The organism is Streptomyces sp. Root431 (assembly GCF_001426585.1).
Taxonomy (GTDB): Bacteria; Actinomycetota; Actinomycetes; order Streptomycetales; family Streptomycetaceae; genus Streptomyces; species Streptomyces stackebrandtii.
Map to the genome: position 1 here is coordinate 17,300 of NZ_LMEI01000002.1, position 17,402 is coordinate 34,701.

Annotated in this window: 20 protein-coding genes; 7 read left to right on the forward strand and 13 right to left on the reverse strand. The window is 72.6% G+C overall.

Translation table 11 applies throughout. The features are described from left to right. The first annotated feature begins 71 nt into the window (after positions 1-71). On the forward strand, positions 72-1,349 hold the full coding sequence (locus ASC82_RS03905; protein WP_056641595.1) for a thymidine phosphorylase: 1,278 nt from the start codon (positions 72-74) through the stop codon (positions 1,347-1,349). Between the two features lie 48 nt (positions 1,350-1,397). Here the strand turns inward: ASC82_RS03905 and ASC82_RS03910 are convergent, their stop codons facing one another. Beyond that, positions 1,398-2,054 carry an HAD family hydrolase gene (locus ASC82_RS03910; RefSeq protein WP_079039022.1) on the reverse strand — a complete coding sequence of 219 codons (657 nt, stop codon included), beginning with the start codon at positions 2,052-2,054 and terminating at the stop codon, positions 1,398-1,400. Between the two features lie 71 nt (positions 2,055-2,125). Here ASC82_RS03910 and ASC82_RS03915 point away from each other — a divergent pair, with 71 nt between their 5' ends. Continuing rightward, the gene (locus ASC82_RS03915; protein ID WP_056641599.1) at positions 2,126-2,410 is read left to right on the forward strand and encodes an STAS domain-containing protein; all 285 of its coding nucleotides are present in this window, start codon (positions 2,126-2,128) and stop codon (positions 2,408-2,410) included. 31 nt (positions 2,411-2,441) lie between these two features. Here the strand turns inward: ASC82_RS03915 and ASC82_RS03920 are convergent, their stop codons facing one another. The 3 genes from ASC82_RS03920 to ASC82_RS03930 form a co-directional block, all read right to left on the reverse strand. Continuing rightward, positions 2,442-3,413: a sigma-70 family RNA polymerase sigma factor gene (locus ASC82_RS03920; protein ID WP_056641726.1), complete on the reverse strand. Its 972-nt coding sequence runs from the start codon at positions 3,411-3,413 to the stop codon at positions 2,442-2,444. 84 nt (positions 3,414-3,497) lie between these two features. Then, a complete protein-coding gene (locus tag ASC82_RS03925; protein ID WP_056641602.1) occupies positions 3,498-4,205 on the reverse strand; it encodes a L,D-transpeptidase in 708 nt (235 codons plus the stop codon). A 52-nt stretch (positions 4,206-4,257) separates the two neighbouring features. Then, complete coding sequence (locus ASC82_RS03930) at positions 4,258-5,523, reverse strand: MFS transporter (RefSeq protein ID WP_056641604.1); 1,266 nt, start codon at positions 5,521-5,523, stop codon at positions 4,258-4,260. A gap of 62 nt (positions 5,524-5,585) precedes the next feature. Between ASC82_RS03930 and ASC82_RS03935 the strand changes: the two genes are divergently transcribed. Beyond that, on the forward strand, positions 5,586-6,536 hold the full coding sequence (locus tag ASC82_RS03935) for a LysR family transcriptional regulator (RefSeq protein ID WP_079039023.1): 951 nt from the start codon (positions 5,586-5,588) through the stop codon (positions 6,534-6,536). On the opposite strand, the gene ASC82_RS03940 is transcribed toward ASC82_RS03935, so the two are convergent. Continuing rightward, positions 6,533-7,309, reverse strand: a complete 777-nt coding sequence (locus ASC82_RS03940) for a dienelactone hydrolase (RefSeq protein ID WP_056641610.1) — start codon at positions 7,307-7,309, stop codon at positions 6,533-6,535. The genes ASC82_RS03935 and ASC82_RS03940 overlap by 4 nt on opposite strands. 168 nt (positions 7,310-7,477) lie before the next feature. Then, positions 7,478-7,909, reverse strand: coding sequence for a hypothetical protein (locus ASC82_RS03945; protein WP_056641613.1), 432 nt, complete (start codon positions 7,907-7,909; stop codon positions 7,478-7,480). 250 nt (positions 7,910-8,159) lie between these two features. On the opposite strand from ASC82_RS03945, the gene ASC82_RS03950 reads away from it, so the two are divergent. Together ASC82_RS03950 and ASC82_RS03955 are read left to right on the forward strand one after the other, a co-directional pair. Next, on the forward strand, positions 8,160-9,314 hold the full coding sequence (locus tag ASC82_RS03950) for an adenosine deaminase (RefSeq protein WP_056641616.1): 1,155 nt from the start codon (positions 8,160-8,162) through the stop codon (positions 9,312-9,314). A gap of 174 nt (positions 9,315-9,488) precedes the next feature. Then, positions 9,489-9,860 carry a hypothetical protein gene (locus ASC82_RS03955; protein WP_056641619.1) on the forward strand — a complete coding sequence of 124 codons (372 nt, stop codon included), beginning with the start codon at positions 9,489-9,491 and terminating at the stop codon, positions 9,858-9,860. A gap of 77 nt (positions 9,861-9,937) precedes the next feature. On the opposite strand, the gene ASC82_RS03960 is transcribed toward ASC82_RS03955, so the two are convergent. The 5 genes from ASC82_RS03960 to afsQ1 all read right to left on the reverse strand — a co-directional run bounded on the left by ASC82_RS03960 (position 9,938) and on the right by afsQ1 (position 13,855). Further along, positions 9,938-10,138: a PspC domain-containing protein gene (locus ASC82_RS03960; protein WP_056641622.1), complete on the reverse strand. Its 201-nt coding sequence runs from the start codon at positions 10,136-10,138 to the stop codon at positions 9,938-9,940. Between the two features lie 91 nt (positions 10,139-10,229). Continuing rightward, positions 10,230-10,811 (reverse strand): VanZ family protein, encoded by a 582-nt coding sequence (locus ASC82_RS03965; protein WP_079039024.1) that lies wholly within the window; start codon positions 10,809-10,811, stop codon positions 10,230-10,232. Positions 10,812-10,884: 73 nt separating this feature from the next. Beyond that, a complete protein-coding gene (locus tag ASC82_RS03970; protein WP_242427543.1) occupies positions 10,885-11,655 on the reverse strand; it encodes a hypothetical protein in 771 nt (256 codons plus the stop codon). Continuing rightward, a complete protein-coding gene (locus ASC82_RS03975) occupies positions 11,652-13,181 on the reverse strand; it encodes a HAMP domain-containing sensor histidine kinase (RefSeq protein WP_056641629.1) in 1,530 nt (509 codons plus the stop codon). The genes ASC82_RS03970 and ASC82_RS03975 overlap by 4 nt, the downstream gene beginning before the upstream one ends. Further along, positions 13,178-13,855 carry a two-component system response regulator AfsQ1 gene (gene afsQ1, locus ASC82_RS03980; RefSeq protein ID WP_017239746.1) on the reverse strand — a complete coding sequence of 226 codons (678 nt, stop codon included), beginning with the start codon at positions 13,853-13,855 and terminating at the stop codon, positions 13,178-13,180. Before afsQ1 ends, ASC82_RS03975 begins: the two co-directional genes overlap by 4 nt. A 169-nt stretch (positions 13,856-14,024) precedes the next feature. Here afsQ1 and ASC82_RS03985 point away from each other — a divergent pair, with 169 nt between their 5' ends. Further along, positions 14,025-14,744, forward strand: a complete 720-nt coding sequence (locus tag ASC82_RS03985) for a SigE family RNA polymerase sigma factor (protein ID WP_024755347.1) — start codon at positions 14,025-14,027, stop codon at positions 14,742-14,744. A 166-nt stretch (positions 14,745-14,910) separates the two neighbouring features. Here ASC82_RS03985 and ASC82_RS03990 read toward each other — a convergent pair whose 3' ends face one another. Then, on the reverse strand, positions 14,911-15,606 hold the full coding sequence (locus tag ASC82_RS03990; protein WP_079039025.1) for an ATP-binding protein: 696 nt from the start codon (positions 15,604-15,606) through the stop codon (positions 14,911-14,913). Positions 15,607-15,658: 52 nt separating this feature from the next. Here ASC82_RS03990 and ASC82_RS03995 point away from each other — a divergent pair, with 52 nt between their 5' ends. After that, a complete protein-coding gene (locus tag ASC82_RS03995; protein WP_056641638.1) occupies positions 15,659-16,060 on the forward strand; it encodes a hypothetical protein in 402 nt (133 codons plus the stop codon). A 30-nt stretch (positions 16,061-16,090) separates the two neighbouring features. Here ASC82_RS03995 and ASC82_RS04000 read toward each other — a convergent pair whose 3' ends face one another. Next, positions 16,091-17,374 (reverse strand): TerD family protein, encoded by a 1,284-nt coding sequence (locus ASC82_RS04000; RefSeq protein ID WP_079039026.1) that lies wholly within the window; start codon positions 17,372-17,374, stop codon positions 16,091-16,093. Positions 17,375-17,402: the final 28 nt, after the last annotated feature.

Consider the following 17,402-nt stretch of genomic DNA (forward strand, 5'->3'; position numbering starts at 1 on the left):
GGCCCTTCCGGCACGATGGAAGGGCCGCTCTTCCTTTCCCCCTCTATGCGCGTAGAAAGAGGCACCACCTCATGGACGTCATCTCCGTCATCCGCACGAAGCGGGACAAGGGCGAGCTGAGCCCGGAGCAGATCGACTGGGTCATCGACGCCTACACCCGCGGCGTCGTCGCCGACGAGCAGATGTCCGCCCTGGCCATGGCGATCCTGCTGAACGGCATGAACCGCGCGGAGATCGCCCGCTGGACCGCCGCCATGATCGCCAGCGGCGAGCGCATGAACTTCGACGCGCTCTCCCGCCCGACCTCCGACAAGCACTCCACCGGCGGCGTCGGCGACAAGATCACCCTCCCGCTCGCCCCGCTCGTCGCCGCCTGCGGCGCGGCCGTCCCGCAGCTCTCCGGCCGCGGCCTCGGCCACACCGGCGGCACGCTCGACAAGCTGGAGTCGATCCCGGGCTGGCGCGCGCTGCTCTCCAACGAGGAGATGCTGCACGTCCTCGACACCACCGGCGCCGTCATCTGCGCGGCCGGCGACGGCCTGGCCCCGGCGGACAAGAAGCTCTACGCCCTCCGTGACGTCACTGGCACCGTCGAGGCCATCCCGCTGATCGCCTCCTCGATCATGTCGAAGAAGATCGCCGAGGGCACCGGCTCGCTCGTCCTGGACGTCAAGGTCGGCACCGGCGCCTTCATGAAGACCATCGAGGACGCCCGCGAGCTGGCCTCCACCATGGTCCAGCTCGGCACCGACAGCGGCGTGAAGACGGTCGCGCTCCTCACCGACATGTCGACCCCGCTCGGCCTGACCGCGGGCAACGCCTTGGAGGTCCGCGAGTCCGTCGAGGTCCTGGCCGGCGGCGGCCCGCAGGACGTCGTCGACCTCACGATCGCCCTCGCCCGCGAGATGCTCGCCGCGGCCGGCATCAAGGACGCGGACCCGGCCAAGGCGCTCGCCGACGGCTCGGCGATGGACGTCTGGCGCCGGATGATCGCGGCCCAGGGCGGCGACCCGGACGCCACCCTCCCGGTCGCCCGCGAGCAGCACGTCGTCACCGCCCCGTCGACCGGCGTCCTGACCCGCCTCGACGCCTACGACATCGGCATCGCCGCCTGGCGCCTGGGCGCGGGCCGCGCCCGCAAGGAGGACCCGGTGCAGGCGGGCGCGGGCGTCGAGCTCCACGCGAAGCCGGGCGACACGGTGACCGCGGGCCAGCCCCTGCTGACCCTCCACACGGACACCCCGGAGAAGTTCGACTACGCGCTGAAGTCCCTGAACGGCTCCTGGGACATCGCGGCCCCGGGCACCGGGTTCACCGCGAACCCGATCGTCCTGGACCGCATCGCCTGACGCTCGCCATGACGGGAGCCGGTGGGACGTACGACTCCACCGGTACGGCTACACCGGCTCCCCGAGCAGCCTCGGCAGCTCCCGCATGTCGTCGAAGACGACCGTCCGCGGGCCCATCAGACGGTCCGCCCTGGTCAGGCCGCCGCAGTAGCCGAAGGCGCGCATGCCGGCCGCGCGGGCGGCCTGGACGCCGTACGGGCTGTCCTCGACGACCGCGCAGCGCTCCGGGGGGACACCCATCGTGGCCGCCGCGTGCAGGAAGAGGTCCGGGGCGGGCTTGCCGCGGGCGACGTCGCGGGCGCTGAACATCCGGCCCTCGAAGCGGTCGAGCAGCCCGGCCCGGCCCAGGTTCCTGCGGATGCTGGTGTGGCTGCCGTTGGAGGCGAGGCAGTACGGGAGCGGCAGGGCGTCCAGGACGTCCGTGACGCCCTCCACGGCCGTCAGCTCGGCGTCCAGCGCGTCCTCGTACCGCTGCCGGAAGGGCGTGTTCCAGTCGGGCTCCAGCGGCCGTCCCCGGCGCTCCTCCAGGATGGCCGTGAGCATCTCGTGGGAGGAGCCGACGAAGTGCTCGACCATCTCCGCCTCGGTGAACTCCGCCCCGAGGGAGGCGAACACCTCCCGGTCCACGCGGCAGTAGATCCGCTCGCTGTCCACCAGAACACCGTCACAGTCGAAGATCACCAGTTCGACAGGCTCGTGAGTCATGATCCACAGCGTAGGGGTACGCGGAGGCGCGACGCCGATGAGTTCCGGGCCCCGGGACGGTCTCAAGGCATGTGGACACCAGTCAGCCGCTCGTCGTGACCCTGCCCGCCCGCCCCACGCGGGGCGAGGTGGCCCTGCTCTGCGCCGAGCTCGGCGCCGCCCCGCCCGGTGACGTCGTCTGCGAGGTCGGCGCCCTCACGCACGCCGACCTCTCGGCCGTCGACGCCCTCGCCCGCCTGCGCCTCGCGGCCGGCCGCCGGGGCCACCGCATCCGCTTCCACGGAGCAGGACCCGAGCTACGGGCCCTGCTCCGGCTGACCGGCCTCGACGAGACCCTGGGCCTCCGGCCCGACTAGGGCCTGTCCGACCGACCAGGCCTCGGCCCGATTACGCCTCCAGCCGCGCCGGCAGGTCGAAGAGCGGGAACCAGCGCTCGGTGTCCAGGAAGAAGTCCATCCCGGCGACCTTGCCCTCGCGCAGCTCCAGGACGATCAGCGCCCACGGCGCGAAGCCGCCCGCCGGGTCCGGGTGGTACTGCGCGAACGCCGGGGAGCCGTTCGCCACGGTCGGCACCAGCTTCGAGCCCGAGCAGACCTCGCCGACGCCCAGCATCCAGCCCACGATGTCGTCGTGGCCCTGGAGCCACAGGTCGTACGGCGGCATGGACATCGTCGCGTCCTCGTGGAGGAGCGCGGTCAGCGCCTTCATGTCGTAGCCCTCGAAGGCGGCGACATAGCGCTCCAGGAGCGCCTTCTGCTCCTCGTCCAGCGGGTTCGCCGGGTCGGAGGTGGCCGGCGCCTGCTCGGCCAGGGTCGCGCGGGCCCGCTGGAGGGCGCTGTTCACCGAGGCGACGGAGAGTTCGAGGAGCTCCGCGACCTCGCTCGCCTTCCAGGCGAGCACCTCGCGGAGGATCAGCACGGCCCGCTGCTTGGGCGGCAGGTGCTGGAGGGCGGCGACGAAGGCGAGCCGCACGGTCTCCCGGTGCACGGCGGTCTCCGCCGGGTCCGCGACCGACGGCAGGACCCGCCCGTCCGGGACCGGCTCCAGCCAGGTGATCTCCGGCTGCTTGACGAGCTGCGCCTGGGCGACCGGCGTCGGGGAGGTCAGGTCCATCGGCCGCGCTCTCTTGTTGCCCGCGTTCAGCGCGTCCAGGCACACGTTGGTCGCGATCCGGTAGAGCCAGGACCGCAGTGAGGAGCGGCCCTCGAAGGTGCCGATGGCCTTCCAGGCCCGCACCATCGTGTCCTGTACCGCGTCCTCCGCCTCGAAGGAGGATCCGAGCATCCGGTAGCAGTAACCGGTCAGCTCCCTGCGGTACTTGTCGAGATCTTCGGTCGTCGCGGTCGCGGCGTCACTCATCGGGTCCACACCCCACTCACCCCTCACCGGCACCCGTCCGGTGCCGGTGAGAGGGAAGCTACCGCAGCCGACTGACAGCCGTGGTCAGGTTCCCGCCTTGCGTCCGTAGACGAACACGTCGTCGCCGTTCCTGAGCAGGTTCCAGTACGCCTTGGCATCGGCCGGGCGCATGTTGACGCAGCCGCCCGAACCCGGCGGGTTCCACATGGACTTGGTCGTCGAGTGGAAGGCCTGGCCGCCGTCGAAGAACTGCGAGTACGGCATGGAGACGTGGTAGAGCGTCGACCAGTGGTTGATGTTCCGCCAGTAGATCTTCTTGGAGCCGGTACGGGTCTCGGTGCCGTCCTTGCCCGTACGCACCGGAACCGGCCCGTACTTGAGGCGCGAGCCGTCCTGGATCCAGGTCAGCTGGCGCGTCAGGTCGACGCAGGCGATCCGGCCCCGGTTGGTCGGACACTTGCGGTCCTTGTTCGGGTTGGTCCCGGCCGCCTTCTGCTGGAGCATCGTGTTCATCGTGCGCCAGGTGATCGTCCCCGCGTACCCCGCGGCCGGGGTGATGCCGTGCTTCGACTGGAACGCCTGGATGGCCTTGCAGTCGGCGAGCGACTGGCGCCCGTCGACCGTACGGCCGAGGAACTTCTCCACCTGCTTCTGGTACGGCCCCGTCGTCACGTTGCAGGACGCCGCCTGCGCCGGGGCCGTACCGAGCGCGATCGTCATCGGCACCACCAGCGCCGTGAGACCGGTCGCGACTCCGGCTCTTCTGCCTATGTACTTCGTGATTCGCTTCATGATCGTCAACTCCCCCTTGAGTCCTGATGCTTAGGACGTCAGGGGGAGCGAGTCAGTTGCAGGCGGCGGCGAGCTGTGGCCGGCGCGCCGCGACCCTGGCGCTGTGGCTCCCGTAGAGGGTCACGGAGACGACGCCGAGGACCGCGACGAGGCCGATCAGGACCGTGCCCGCCCAGCCGCCCGCGTGGAACGCGATCGCGCCGAGCGTGCCGCCCGCGCTGCTGCCCAGGTAGTACGCGGACTGGTAGAGCGCCGAGGCCTGCGCGCGGGCCGTCTTCGCCGTGCGGCTCACCGAGGAGGAGGCGACCGCGTGGCCCGCGAAGAAGCCGGCCGTGATGAGGACCAGGCCCGCCAGGACCGCGGCGAGCGAGTCGGAGAGCGACAGCAGCAGACCCGCCGCGGTGGTGGAGACCGCCAGGTAGAGCGCCCCGCGCCGGCCGAGCCGGCCGACGAGCTTTCCGGCGGCGGCCGAGGCGACCGTACCGACCAGGTAGACCAGGAAGATCGAGCCGATCACGCCCTGCGGGAGCGAGAACGGCGCCTCGACCAGGCGGTAGCCGATCACGGTGTACACCGCGCCGAAGACCGTCATGAACAGCGCGCCGATCACGTACAGCCGGACGAGCAGCGGGTCGGACAGATGCGTCCGCACGGCGCTCACCAGCACCTTCGGGTTCACCGGACCCGGCGTGAAGTGCCGCGCCTTCGGCAGCAGCGCCCGGAAGGCGATCGCGCACAGCAGCGAGGTCAGGCCGACGGCGGCCAGACCCGCGCGCCAGCCCCACATCTGCGCGACCCAGCCGGTCACGATCCGGCCGCTCATGCCGCCGATCGAGTTGCCCGCGACGAAGAGACCGATCGCCGCGATCAGCGCCTTGGGCCGGACCTCCTCGGCGAGGTACGCCATCGCGGAGGCCGGGAGCCCGGCGAGCGCGGCGCCCTGGAGCACGCGGAGGGCGATCAGCGACTCCAGGTTCGGCGCGAACGGCACCAGGAGCGAGACGGCGACGGCGACCGAGAGGGAGGCGGTCATCATCGCGCGCCGCCCGAAGCGCTCGGAGAGGGCGCTGAGCGGCAGGACACACAGGGCGAGGGCGCCGGTCGCGGCGGAGACCGTCCAGGAGGCGGCGGAGGCGGTGGCGCCGAACTCGGCCGAGATGGCCGGGAGGAGGGCCTGCGTGGAGTAGAGGAGGGCGAAGGCGGCCAGTCCGGCGGCGAAGAGCGCGAGGCTCGTCCGGCGGTAGCCGGGGGCTCCGGGGGAGAGGCGGGTGTCGGCGGACGCGTTGGTGGCGGCCGCCTTGGTACTGGCGGGAGGCATGTCTCGAACGTAGGACGGTCCGTTTCATGCGTCCAATGCACGGAACTGCTGTAATCGTTCCCATGGCGCATGAGTACAGGTCACAGCCTCGGCTGTCACCGAACAGTAACGAAGAAGACATGGGACTGCTGCTGGCCCCGAGGCTCGCGTACTTCGCCGCCGTCGCCCGGCACGAGCACGTGACCCGGGCCGCGGCCGAGATGGGCGTGCCGCAGTCCACGCTCTCCCGGGCGATGGTCCGGCTCGAACAGGACCTCGGCGTCTCGCTCTTCGCCCGCCGCGGCCGCACGGTCTCCCTCACCCCGGCCGGCCGCCGCTTCCTCACCGCCGCCGAGAAGGCGCTCGCCGAGGTCGAACGGGCCGCAGACACCGTACGGGCCGATGCCGACCCCGCCGCCGGCCGCGTCGCCTTCGGCTTCCTCCACACCATGGGCTCCGAGACCGTCCCCGGCCTCATCCGCGCCTTCCGCGTCGACCACCCGCGCGTCCGCTTCACCCTCGTCCAGAACTACGGCGAGGCCATGATCGAGCGGCTCAGGGCCGGCGACCTCGACCTCTGTCTGACCTCGCCCGTGCCGGACGCCCCCGACCTCGTCGCCCGGCGCCTCGACGAGCAGCGGCTCCGGCTCGTCGTCCCCGACGACCACCGGCTCGCGGGCCGCCGCCGCGTCCGCCTCGCCGAGGCCGCCGACGAGACCTTCGTGACCCTGGAGCCGGGGTACGGGCTCCGCCGCATCACCGACGACCTGTGCGCCGAGGCCGGCTTCAAGCCCCGCGTCGCCTTCGAGGGCGAGGAGGCCGAGACCCTCCGCGGCCTGGTCGCCGCGGGCCTCGGCGTCGCCCTCCTGCCGCCCCCCGCCGTCCCGCGCCCCGGCGTCGTCGAACTCACCGTCACCGCGCCGCGCGCGGTCCGCGAGATCGGCGTCGCCTGGCTCGACGGCCACCCCGACACGGCGCCGGTCGCCGCCTTCAAGAAGTTCCTCCTGAGCAGGCGAGGCCACCTGCTCCCCTAACGCCGCCGGTACGAGCCCCCGAAGCCCGCCGCGAGCGGCATCCGCAGGCCCAGCGGCGGGGGCGCCGCCAGCGCGTCCGCCACCGGCCGGGCCACCGGCCGGGAGAAGAGCGCGCCCAGCGCGAAGTCCGCGGCGAGGGCCTGCACCTCGGCCGCGTACTGGCGCAGCGCGTGACCGTCCGAGTGGACCTCGAAGCGGCAGGTGTCGCGGTTGGCCTTCTTCGCCCGCGCCGCGAAGCGGAACGACAACTCGGGGTCCGTACGGGCGTCGTTCGTGCCGTGCACGATCAGCACGCGCCGCCCCACCAGCTGCCGTACCGGCTCCGGCTCCGCCGCCACGTCGTCCTCCGGCAGCCACGGGGCAAGCGCGAGGACCGCGCCGACGGCGTCGTGCCCGGCGGCCCGCAGCGCCGCCCGCGCCCCCATCCCGTGGCCGACGAGACACACGGGGACGTCGCCGTACCGGCGCACCGCCTCCCCGACCGCCCACGAGGCGTCCGCCGCGAGCTCCGCGTCCGAACCGTTCCAGCCGCGCCCCCGGTAGCGCACCACATGACCGACGAGCCCCTCGGCCCGCCCGGCCCTGACGAGCGCCCGCCCGAGCGGCAGCACACCCAGGTGCGCCCACGGCGAAGCGCGCCGTCCCGACATCGGCTCGCCGTCCGGCAGCAGCAGCACCACGCCGCCCACCGCCGCCGACCGAGAACCTCCAACAGGGCGGCCGAGCCGGGGTCTCCGGGTCTCGGACGGCCCCACGAGTGCGTAGTGCGCCATGGTGGAACAGTCTCAGAAGCCGAGGTGTACGCCACCCGTACACGCGGTCACTGTTACGTATCGCCATGGGAGCGAACGGCCGCCGCTGCTCAGCGTGTTCGAAGCGGCGGCGCTCCCGCCCGGCGAGCTTCCCGGGGCGGCGGCCCGTCCCGCGGGCCGCCGCTTCACTCACCCGGCAGCGCCCGTCTTCCCGGCCGCGCCCGTCTTCCCGGCCGCGCCCGTCTTCCCGGCCGCGCCCGTCGTCTCCGTGGTGCCCGTCTTGCCCGTGGCGGCCGTCGTTCCGGTGGTAGCGGTCTTGTCGGTCGTACCGAGGAGCGAGCTCGTGTTGATGAGCCCCCTCGTGCCGACGAGCTCGCTCGGGTCGAGGATCCTGGCCGCGTCGAGGAGCGAGATGTCGCCCAGGAGCTCCGGAGCGAAGCTCAGCGACTGCGTGCAGGAGCCGAAGATGCCCTGGCAGCTGTCGGTGAGGGTGTCGGCCCCTCCACCGCGTACGGAGGTCACTGCCGGAGCACCGCCGGTGAGGGCCTGCGCCGTGCCGACCATGCCGAGCGTCAGGGCGCCCGCCGAGAGGGCGACGAGCAGCCCGCGGATGTATCGCATGCCACGTCCTTCCTTGATGCCGGCGGGATTCGGCTCCCGCCGTGCGGGCCCCACGTAACCGCGAGCAGGTGGGACCGGATGCATCCCGAGAAGGCGGAGTCGTCTCAACAGCCCAATAAGTCGTATGCGCGGAGGTCTGAACGCGGATCCTCTCCTCCCTGCGCTGTCGACGCGGCGGTACGGGGCGAACCGCGCGGCGCATCGCCGCGATCGAGGCGCGCTCTACGCGCGTAGGGGCTAGAGTGCGGCAATGACGAGCCAGACCCCCAACGTCCCCACCGCGGACCAGATCCGCCGTGCCCCGAAGGTGCTGCTCCACGACCACCTCGACGGCGGCCTGCGCCCCGGCACGGTCGTCGAACTCGCCCGCGAGCAGGGCTACGAACAGCTCCCCGAGACCGAGCCCGACAAGCTCGGCATCTGGTTCCGCGAGGCCGCCGACTCCGGCTCCCTGGAGCGGTACCTGGAGACCTTCGCGCACACCTGCGCCGTCATGCAGACCCGTGACGCCCTGGTCCGCGTCGCCGCCGAGTGCGCGGTCGACCTCGCCGAGGACGGGGTCGTGTACGCGGAGGTGCGCTACGCCCCCGAGCAGCACCTGGAGAAGGGTCTCACCCTCGAAGAGGTCGTGGAGGCCGTCAACGAGGGCTTCCGCCAGGGCGAGCAGCAGGCCAGGGCCAACGGCCACCGCATCCGGGTCGGCGCCCTGCTCACCGCCATGCGGCACGCGGCCCGCGCCCTGGAGATCGCCGAACTCGCCAACCGGTACCGCGACTCCGGCGTCGTCGGCTTCGACATCGCGGGCGCCGAGGCCGGCTACCCGCCCACCCGCCACCTCGACGCCTTCGAGTACCTCAAGCGGGAGAACAACCACTTCACGATCCACGCGGGCGAGGCCTTCGGGCTGCCCTCCATCTGGCAGGCGCTCCAGTGGTGCGGCGCCGACCGGCTCGGGCACGGCGTGCGGATCATCGACGACATCGAGGTCGCCGAGGACGGCTCGGTCCGTCTCGGCCGGCTCGCCGCCTACGTCCGCGACAAGCGGATCCCCCTGGAGATGTGCCCCACCTCCAACCTGCAGACCGGCGCCGCCGACTCGTACGCCGCGCACCCGATCGGCCTGCTCCGCAAGCTGCACTTCCGCGCCACGGTCAACACCGACAACAGGTTGATGAGTGGTACGAGCATGAGCCGGGAATTCGAGCTGCTGACCGAGGCATTCGGATACACGCTCGACGACATGCAGTGGTTCACCGTCAATGCGATGAAATCAGCGTTCATTCCTTTCGATGAACGGCTGGCCATGATCAACGAAGTGATCAAGCCCGGATACGCCGAGCTCAAGTCCGAATGGCTGTTCCAGCAGACCGCTGCGACCAGCGAAGCTTCCCGTTCGGAGAGCTGAGAGGCGCACCCGTGAAGGGGTTCGGAGCGACCGGGTCGGCACGACACCCGGTCGCTTTCCGGTGTTTGCGGAGGAGTCTTCCACTGGTTAGGTTGCAGAGCCGCTCTGCATTCCCAGGATTTCCCCTCCCGGCTTTCCCCGAAGCCCCCGGATTCCCCAAGGAAGATTCTCAAGATGAAGCAGTCTGCCGCCAAGAAGCTCGGTGTCGCCGCTCTCGGTGCCGCTTTCGCCGCCGCCGCCGCGGGCACGGCCTCCGCAGCGCCGTCCCTGCCCGTCGGCGCCGACGCGCTGGGCACGGTGACCCAGGCCGTCCCGCTGGGGGACGGCCTCACCACGCTCCCTGACGGCGCCGGCGAGTCCCTCGCCGCCGGCCAGGGCGCCCTCGGCCAGGGTGTCGACCAGGGCGTGAAGACCCTCCCGGCCGCCGCCGGCCAGGCCACCCAGAACCTTCCGCTCGACGCGGCGGCCGGCGGCCTCGGCGCCACCCCGCTCGGCCCGGTCGTCGGCCTGCTCGGCGGCCTGCCGGTCGGCGGCGCCCTCGGCTGATCCCGGCCGCACACGCCGAAGGGGCGCGCACCCGGTCTCCCGGGCACGCGCCCCTTCGGCGTGCAGGCGGCCCGTCACTACCAGGCCGTGGTCGCGCTCTTCTCCGCCGGCAGGAACACCCACAGCGCCAGGTAGAGCAGGAACTGCGGGCCGGGCAGCAGACACGAGGCCAGGAAGATCAGGCGCATCGTCGTCGCGGAGGTGCCGAAGCGCCGGGCCAGCGCCGCGCACACTCCACCGATCATCCGTCCGTTCTGGGGGCGGGCGAGAGCGGCCATGGTGGGCTCCTTCGGAGTCGTTTCCGGGAGCCGCTCCGTCGGGCTCCCGATGACTCCATACTGCCGCCGGGAGGGGGCACGAAGCGTCGGTCTACCGGGCGATCGGGACCCTGGGAATCGTCGGGGTCCGACCCTGAGGCGTCTCGTCCCGCAGGAGGGGGGAACCCTCAGTGGACCCCGTCCCGGCGGAGGACTCCGCCCGGACCGCCTCCGACCTGCGGCGCAGCCGCGCCCGGCCGAAGGGCACGAAGAGGACGTGGGCGAGCGCCACCCCGGCCGTGTTCAGGAGTACGGAGTCCACGTCCACGACCTGGCCCGGCACGGCGGTCTGCAGCAGCTCCACGGCAAGGGACACCAGCGCACCGGCGGCGGTCGTCCGGGTCAGCGAGGCCCAGCGGGAGACGTCGAGCCGTCCGTCGGCCATCGGGAGCAGCACCCCGAGCGGGGCCAGGAGCAGCAGTCCCTCGGCGATCAGCCGGGCCGCCTCGGCGCCGCCGAGGGCCAGATCGGCCCGCAGCCCGGCCAGCGGGATCGTGTTCGGCGCGGTCACCCAGGCGACGTCCCGTGGCCGCAGGCTGACCCAGGCGACGAGCAGCAGATGCGCGAGGAGGAGAGCGAACCCCACCACGCGGACGACCATGGCGGCATTGCCGCCCGAACCTTGACGCTGCACGCCCCCCAAGACGCTCACCACGGCGGAATCGGTTCCGCCGCTGGGGAACGGCCCGCGGAGTCACCCGGTGGGCTCAGCCCGCGGGCGCCGTCCCCGGGGCCTCCGGGACGACCGTCGTACCGGCCGTCGCCGGGGGCGCGGTCGTCGGCGGGGTGGACTCCGGGCGCTCCTTCAGCTCCGTCGTGCACTGGTAGCGCTTCGGCGCGTACGGGCCGGGGCCGCCGAGCAGGACCGATTGCTCGCCCGCGCCGGCCGAGCTCGCCGAGAAGGTGCAGACGATCTGCGAGAGCGCTATCGGTGTCAGGTCCTCCGGCTGCCGGCTCAGCCGCAGCGTGCCCGCCGGGTCGCCCTTGTGCGCGCCGCCGACCACGAGCGGACCGCGCACCGCGGTCGTGAACCCGGCCTGCCGCTCGTCGTCCGAAGGCTCGGCGAGGAGCTGCGCGAGCAGCCCCGTGGCCGTCGCCACCGGATTGCCGCCCGCCTTCTCCTCCGGCAGCGGCGTCCTGCGGTCCACGGCCTCCAGCTGCGAGCCGCACACCAGGAACACCCGGACGGGCACGCCCTGCGCGGCCGTCGCCGACGGGCTCTGCCCGGCCACGCTGCACGGCACCCGGGACGGAGCCGCGCCCGCGTCCACCGGGACGGACGTCGTCCTGATGCCGCAGCCCGTGACGAGCGCGGTGAGCGCGGCGGCCACCAGGACGCCCGTACCGGCCGACCGGCCACCGGCCGTACGCCCGAGAACCGACCGGCCACCGACCGACCGGCCACCGGCCGTACCGCCAAGAACCGACCGGCCGCCGACCGAGCCGCCGGCCGTACGCCCGAAGGTGCGGCGTCTCACGCTTCCTCCACCTCACCCTGGCTGCTGCGGGTCTGCACCTCGCGGGTGATCCCCGAGGCGTCCAGGGGCAGCCGCAGCACGAACACCGCGCCGTCCACCGTCCCGTCCTCGCCGACCGAGTTCGCCGCCGTGATCGAACCGCCGTGGATCAGCGCGTTCTCCATGGCGATCGACAGCCCGAGCCCGCTGCCGTCCGACCGCGGCCGGGAGGCGCTCGCCTTGTAGAAGCGGTCGAAGACGTGCGGCAGCACTTCCTCGGGGATGCCGGGGCCGTGGTCGCGCACCGCGATGACCAGCTCGTCCTCCTCCGTGCGGACCGAGACCCGCACCGGCGAACCGCCGTGCTTCAGCGCGTTCCCGATGAGGTTCGCCAGGATCACGTCGAGGCGGCGCGGGTCGAGCGGCGCCACGATCCCGCGCTCGGCGTCGAGGTCGACCGCGTCGAGCCAGGCCCGCGCGTCGATGCACGCGGTGATCTGGTCGGCGATGTCCACCTCGTCGAGGACGAGCCGGGCGGTGCCCGCGTCGAAGCGGGTCACCTCCATCAGGTTCTCCACCAGGGTGTTGAGGCGATGGGTCTCGCTCACCACCAGGGCCACCGCGGGGGCGATCATCGGGTCGAGCGAGTCCTGCTCGTCCTCCAGGACCTCGGTGACGGCGGTCAGCGCGGTCAGCGGGGTCCGCAGCTCGTGCGACATGTCGGCCACGAAGCGGCGGCTGGACTCCTCCCGCGCGCTCATGTCCGCGACCTTCTTCTGGAGCGACTCGGCCGCCCCGTTGAACGTGCGGGTCAGATCGGCCAGTTCGTCCGCGCCGGTGACCCGCAGCCGGGTGTCGAGCTTCCCCTCGCCGAGCTGCCGGGCCGCCTCGCCGAGCCGGTGCACCGGGCGCAGCACGGTCGTCGCCGCGACCTGCGCGAGCAGCACGGAGCCGGCCACGGCGAGTGCGGTCGCGATCCCCAACGACCAGGCGAGCGAGTTCAGATCGGCCCGCTCGGCGGCCAGCGACTTGAACATGTACCCGGCGGGCCCGCCGCCGTCGATCCGCGTCCCGCCGACCAGGTACGGCGTCCCGCCCCGCTCCGTACGCTGCCAGAACAAGTGGTACGGATACGGGTTGGCCTCCGTCACCGGCCGCTCGGTGTCCACGGCGTCCCGCAGCGAGCGCGGCACGTCGGCGAGCGTGAAGTCGTCCGGGTCCGAGGCGCCGACGATCGGCTTGCCCGCGGCCCGTTCGCCGAGCAGCAGCACCTGGTAGCCGGCGCTGCCGCTCGCCATCTGCTCGGCGGTCCGCCGCAGATCGTCCTCGGTGGGCCGCAACGGCAGCGTCGCCGCCCGGTTCTGCATCTCCTGCCGGAAGTCGTTGAGCGCCCCGTCCTGGGTACGGGTGAGCACGGCCTCGCGGTTGAGCCAGTACGCGATGCCGGAGGCGGCGACGGCCGCGGTGAGCGCGACCAGGGCGAAGACGACGACGAGCCGCAGCCGCAGGCTGGAGAGCCGCAGCCGCGCGAGGATCCCCTTGCTCACGCAGGAACGTCCAGCCGGTAGCCGACGCCGCGCACGGTACGGATCAGGGTCGGCGAGGACGGCACGTCCTCCACCTTGGCGCGGAGCCGCTGCACACAGGCGTCGACGAGCCGCGAGTCGCCCAGGTAGTCGTGCTCCCACACGAGCCGCAGCAACTGCTGGCGCGACAGCGCCTGGCCGGGCCGCCGGCTCAGCTCCAGGAGCAGCCGCAGCTCGGTCGGGGTGAGTTGGAGGTCCTCGCCGTTCTTGGTGACCGTCATCGCGGACCGGTCGATCACGAGCGAGCCGTAGGTCGCGGAATCCGTCGACTCCCGCTCTCCGCGCCGCAGTACGGCCCGGATGCGGGCGTCGAGGACACGGCCCTGGACCGGCTTCACGACGTAGTCGTCGGCGCCGGACTCCAGGCCCACGACCACGTCGATGTCGTCGCTGCGCGCGGTCAGCAGGATGATCGGCAACTGGTCGGTGCGGCGGATGCGCCGGCAGACCTCGAAGCCGTCGATGCCGGGCAGCATGACGTCGAGCACGACCAGGTCCGGCCGCTGCTCACGCAGCAGCTGGAGGCCGTCCTCACCCGTCGCGGCGGTGGCCACCCGGTGGCCCTGCCGGGACAGGGAGAGTTCGAGGGCCGTGCGGATGGCGTCGTCGTCCTCGATCAGCAGCAGAAAAGGCACGCCGTCATTCTGTCGCATGCGGCCGTCCGAGGACGACCGCTCGCGGACTCGCTTCCGTCCCGGCTCCTGTGACACGGCTGTGACAGTCGGCGGACACCGCCATGAAGTCCGATGGGCAAGCTTCTTGGCACACGGACCGAAACACACTCCAACCGACGGGGGGCGCGAGATGAACGCACTGCACAGCACCACCTCAAGCGCAGTTGTCACGCGTCTCCACGACGTCGTACGGAGCACCGAGAAGTCCGGCGCGGTGAACGGGCGGGGGTGCGTTCGCAGCGTCGGGCGTCAGCGCAAGGCGCCGTACATGGTGGCCATTGCTGACGGGGGAGCGGCGTACGGGGAGGTCACGGGGGAGCGTTCCTGTTCGGAGGCCGAGTTCACGGCCTACGTCCAGGAGCGTCGTGCCTCCCTGTACGCCACCGCCTACCACCTGACCGGTGACCGTTTCGAGGCCGAGGACCTGCTCCAGAGCGCGCTGTTCTCCACGTACCGCGCCTGGGACCGGATCAGCGACAAGGCCGCGGTCGGCGGATACCTCCGCCGGACGATGACCAATCTGCACATCAGCGCGTGGCGCCGCCGCAAGCTCAACGAGTACCCGACCGAGGAGCTGCCGGAGACGGTCGGCGAGACGGACGCGATGCGCGGCACGGAGCTGCGCGCGGTGCTGTGGCAGGCCCTCGCCCGGCTGCCCGAGCTCCAGCGGACGATGCTGGTGCTGCGCTACTACGAGGGCCGGACCGATCCGGAGATCGCGGAGATCCTGGACATCAGTGTCGGCACGGTGAAGTCGAGCATCTGGCGCTCGCTGCGGCGACTGCGCGAGGACGAGGTGCTGAGCTTCGGCCGTGACGAGGAGGAGTCCTTCGGCGAGCTGGTGGCCTGAAGGTCGGGGGGAAAGACCCACGGGGGCCCACGGGGGAAACGGGGCCTGCGGGGGGGCACGGGGGAACCGTACGGGGGTACGGGGGAAATAACGATGCGGGTCGTACGAGCCGGGGGGCTCGCACGACCCGTTTCGTGTTGCGCGGGGGCCGGCGCCGGGTGGCGCGTCAGCTCGACGCGGGGGTCCTGTGGCGGCCCGCCGCCGCGGCGGCGAGGCGGCCCAGGGCCTCGTCCTTGGCGCAGGGGTGGGCGCCCAGCTCCGTCTGACGGGCCACGATCGCCCGCTCGGAGCGCATCAGTCGCCAGCCGCGGCGCAGCAGGAACGGCACGGACTTCCGGCCCTCCTTGAGGTCCCGGGCGAGCCTGCGGCGGAAGGTCGTCGACGGCCGGCCGCGGAGGCAGAGCGCGTCGGCGAGGACGTCCAGCTCACGGCAGCGGGTGACGATATCGGCCGCGAAGATGCCCTCCGCCACGAAGAGCGGGGTCCGCTCGATGTCGAGCCGCTCGTGGCCCGCGCGGGAGCTGGTGGCGATGTCGTACACGGGGACGTCGGTCCGTCCCGTACGGCACAGCTCGACGATGGCGGCGACGGCGGCGTCCGCGTCCCAGGACAGTGGAGAGTCCCAGTCGATGTCCGAGCTGCCGTCGACGAGCGGGAGCGACGGGTCGTCGTGCTCCTTGTAGAAGTCGTCGAGGCGCAGGACCGGAAGGCCGGTGACGGCGGCGAGGGACGACTTGCCGGAGCCGGAGGGGCCCGCGAGCAGGACGACACGGGTCGGAATCGGTAGGGAACTCACGGGACACCAGTGTGAACCATTCCCCCGTGCGGTGGACCCCCGAGGAAGGCCGTTGGTATCGAGCATCACACCTCAACTACTGTCGGTGTCCGCCCTGTCACCCCCTGGAAGGACCCTCATGGCGCGTCACGCAGAATCCCGGACCCCCCGCCGCAGCGCCCTGCTCAAGGCCGGGCTCACCGTCACCGCGGCGGGTGCCGCGGTGCTCGGCGCGGGCGCTGCGGCGCAGGCGGTCGCCCCGGTGCCGCTGCCGGTCGACTCGCTGACCCGCACCGACGCCTCCGCGGCCGGGGCGGGCGCGCTGTCGGGCGTCACCCACGGCGTGGGCCCGCTGACCCGGCTCCAGCTCGACCCGCTGGCCAACACCGGCGTCGACCCGCTCGCCAACGGGCTCGGCACCCAGGTCGCCGACTTCAAGCCGGTCGGCACCAACCTGGTGACCGACCACCTCACGAAGGGCGGGGCGGTCGCCGATCTGCCGGTGGCGGGTCCGCTGACGCAGGCGCTGCTCCCCGGCTAGGACCTGTCCGGTCCCAGGAGGCGGGGCGGCTCAGCGTCTGGCCCTTCGCAGCCAGCTCACCGCCGCGCTCGGCTGCTTCAGACGCGCGCGCCAGGGGCCGTCCGCCCGCCCCAGATGGACGATGACCGGGCCGTCGGGGACGGGCAGGGCCTCCCGGCGCCTGCCGATCTCGTTGATGTGCGGGTACCTGGCCCGCGGGAGAGCGGTGGGGTCGTCGTGGCCCGCCAGTTCGTAGGAGTCGACGATGAAGTTGCTGTCGCCGCGGTAGTGGAAGGCGACGTCCGCCGCCGCTCCCGTGTGCAGCAGCACGTCCGGGCCCCAGCACTCCAGGGTGTCCTCGGTCAGGCGCCGGGCCGCCGCCAGTGGCAGGACCTGCGCCTGCCAGAGCCCGTCCGCCTTCAGTTTCAGCCGCAGCGGCCCGTTCTCGGGGACGACGACGAGCAGGCGGCCGCGGAAGTTGTGTTCCGTGCTGTTGACGAGGAGGTCCTTCTCCTTGTTGTTCCGGTCGAGGGTCCACACGGCGGTGTGCCCGTCGGTCGCGACGGCGATCTCGACGATGACCGGGCCGGGCGGGAGGTCCTCCGCGACGAGCACGTCGTTGCCCGTGCCGTTGATCAGGCGCGGCTCGAAGAGGGCGCCGAACGTCCAGTCCGGTACGAACGCGGGGACGGGCGCCGTCGCCGCGATGGCGGCGGGGCCCTGCGTCGTCGGGTCCTCGGCCCGGGGCGCCGGGACCTTCGAGGCCCCGGGCAGCGCTTCCGGGACCTGCGAGGCCTCGGGCAGCGCTTCCGGGGGCCGAGGCGGCGTCTCCGGTGCCCCCTCCGCCACGTCCACCCCGTGGTCCACCGCCAGGCCTTCGAGGCCGTCGACGTACCCCTGGCCCACCGCGCGGAACTTCCAGCCGCCCGCCCGCCGGTACAGCTCCGCGAGGACCATCGCCGTCTCGCCGCCGGCGTCGGTCACCTCGTACCCCGTGACCGTCGTGCCGTCGGGGCCGAACGCCTCCACGGAGAGCCCGCGCACGTCCCGCAGGGCGCCGTCCTCCGTCGACGCGACGACGAGGACGCGGGTGACGGCCTCCTCCACGACCGTGAGGTCGGCGTCCAGCCACGCCGTGCCGTCCTCGCCCTCGGAAAGCCGCACCGCGCCCGACGGGTGCGCGGGAGCGCCCCCGAAGACGATGTCCTCGTCTCCCCGGACCCTGCCCCGCTCCGTCACGAGCAGCACCGCCACGTCGACGTCGTTCCGGACGGCGAGGCGCAGCGCCGCCGTCGGGACGAAGGCGTTGTCCCCCTTGGCCAATCCTCTGATCATGACCGGATCTTGCGGTCGCGCACGGCCA

What these genes read in the sequence shown, in the direction of transcription:
- ASC82_RS03905 (WP_056641595.1), top strand. Translation starts at nt 72, where the DNA reads ATGGACGTCATCTCCGTCATCCGCACGAAGCGGGACAAGGGCGAGCTG.
- ASC82_RS03910 (WP_079039022.1), bottom strand. Translation starts at nt 2,054, where the DNA reads ATGACTCACGAGCCTGTCGAACTGGTGATCTTCGACTGTGACGGTGTT.
- ASC82_RS03920 (WP_056641726.1), bottom strand. Translation starts at nt 3,413, where the DNA reads ATGAGTGACGCCGCGACCGCGACGACCGAAGATCTCGACAAGTACCGC.
- ASC82_RS03925 (WP_056641602.1), bottom strand. Translation starts at nt 4,205, where the DNA reads ATGAAGCGAATCACGAAGTACATAGGCAGAAGAGCCGGAGTCGCGACC.
- ASC82_RS03930 (WP_056641604.1), bottom strand. Translation starts at nt 5,523, where the DNA reads ATGCCTCCCGCCAGTACCAAGGCGGCCGCCACCAACGCGTCCGCCGAC.
- ASC82_RS03935 (WP_079039023.1), top strand. Translation starts at nt 5,586, where the DNA reads ATGGCGCATGAGTACAGGTCACAGCCTCGGCTGTCACCGAACAGTAAC.
- ASC82_RS03940 (WP_056641610.1), bottom strand. Translation starts at nt 7,309, where the DNA reads ATGGCGCACTACGCACTCGTGGGGCCGTCCGAGACCCGGAGACCCCGG.
- ASC82_RS03945 (WP_056641613.1), bottom strand. Translation starts at nt 7,909, where the DNA reads ATGCGATACATCCGCGGGCTGCTCGTCGCCCTCTCGGCGGGCGCCCTG.
- ASC82_RS03950 (WP_056641616.1), top strand. Translation starts at nt 8,160, where the DNA reads ATGACGAGCCAGACCCCCAACGTCCCCACCGCGGACCAGATCCGCCGT.
- ASC82_RS03955 (WP_056641619.1), top strand. Translation starts at nt 9,489, where the DNA reads ATGAAGCAGTCTGCCGCCAAGAAGCTCGGTGTCGCCGCTCTCGGTGCC.
- ASC82_RS03960 (WP_056641622.1), bottom strand. Translation starts at nt 10,138, where the DNA reads ATGGCCGCTCTCGCCCGCCCCCAGAACGGACGGATGATCGGTGGAGTG.
- ASC82_RS03985 (WP_024755347.1), top strand. Translation starts at nt 14,025, where the DNA reads ATGAACGCACTGCACAGCACCACCTCAAGCGCAGTTGTCACGCGTCTC.
- ASC82_RS03990 (WP_079039025.1), bottom strand. Translation starts at nt 15,606, where the DNA reads ATGCTCGATACCAACGGCCTTCCTCGGGGGTCCACCGCACGGGGGAAT.
- ASC82_RS03995 (WP_056641638.1), top strand. Translation starts at nt 15,659, where the DNA reads ATGGCGCGTCACGCAGAATCCCGGACCCCCCGCCGCAGCGCCCTGCTC.
- ASC82_RS04000 (WP_079039026.1), bottom strand. Translation starts at nt 17,374, where the DNA reads ATGATCAGAGGATTGGCCAAGGGGGACAACGCCTTCGTCCCGACGGCG.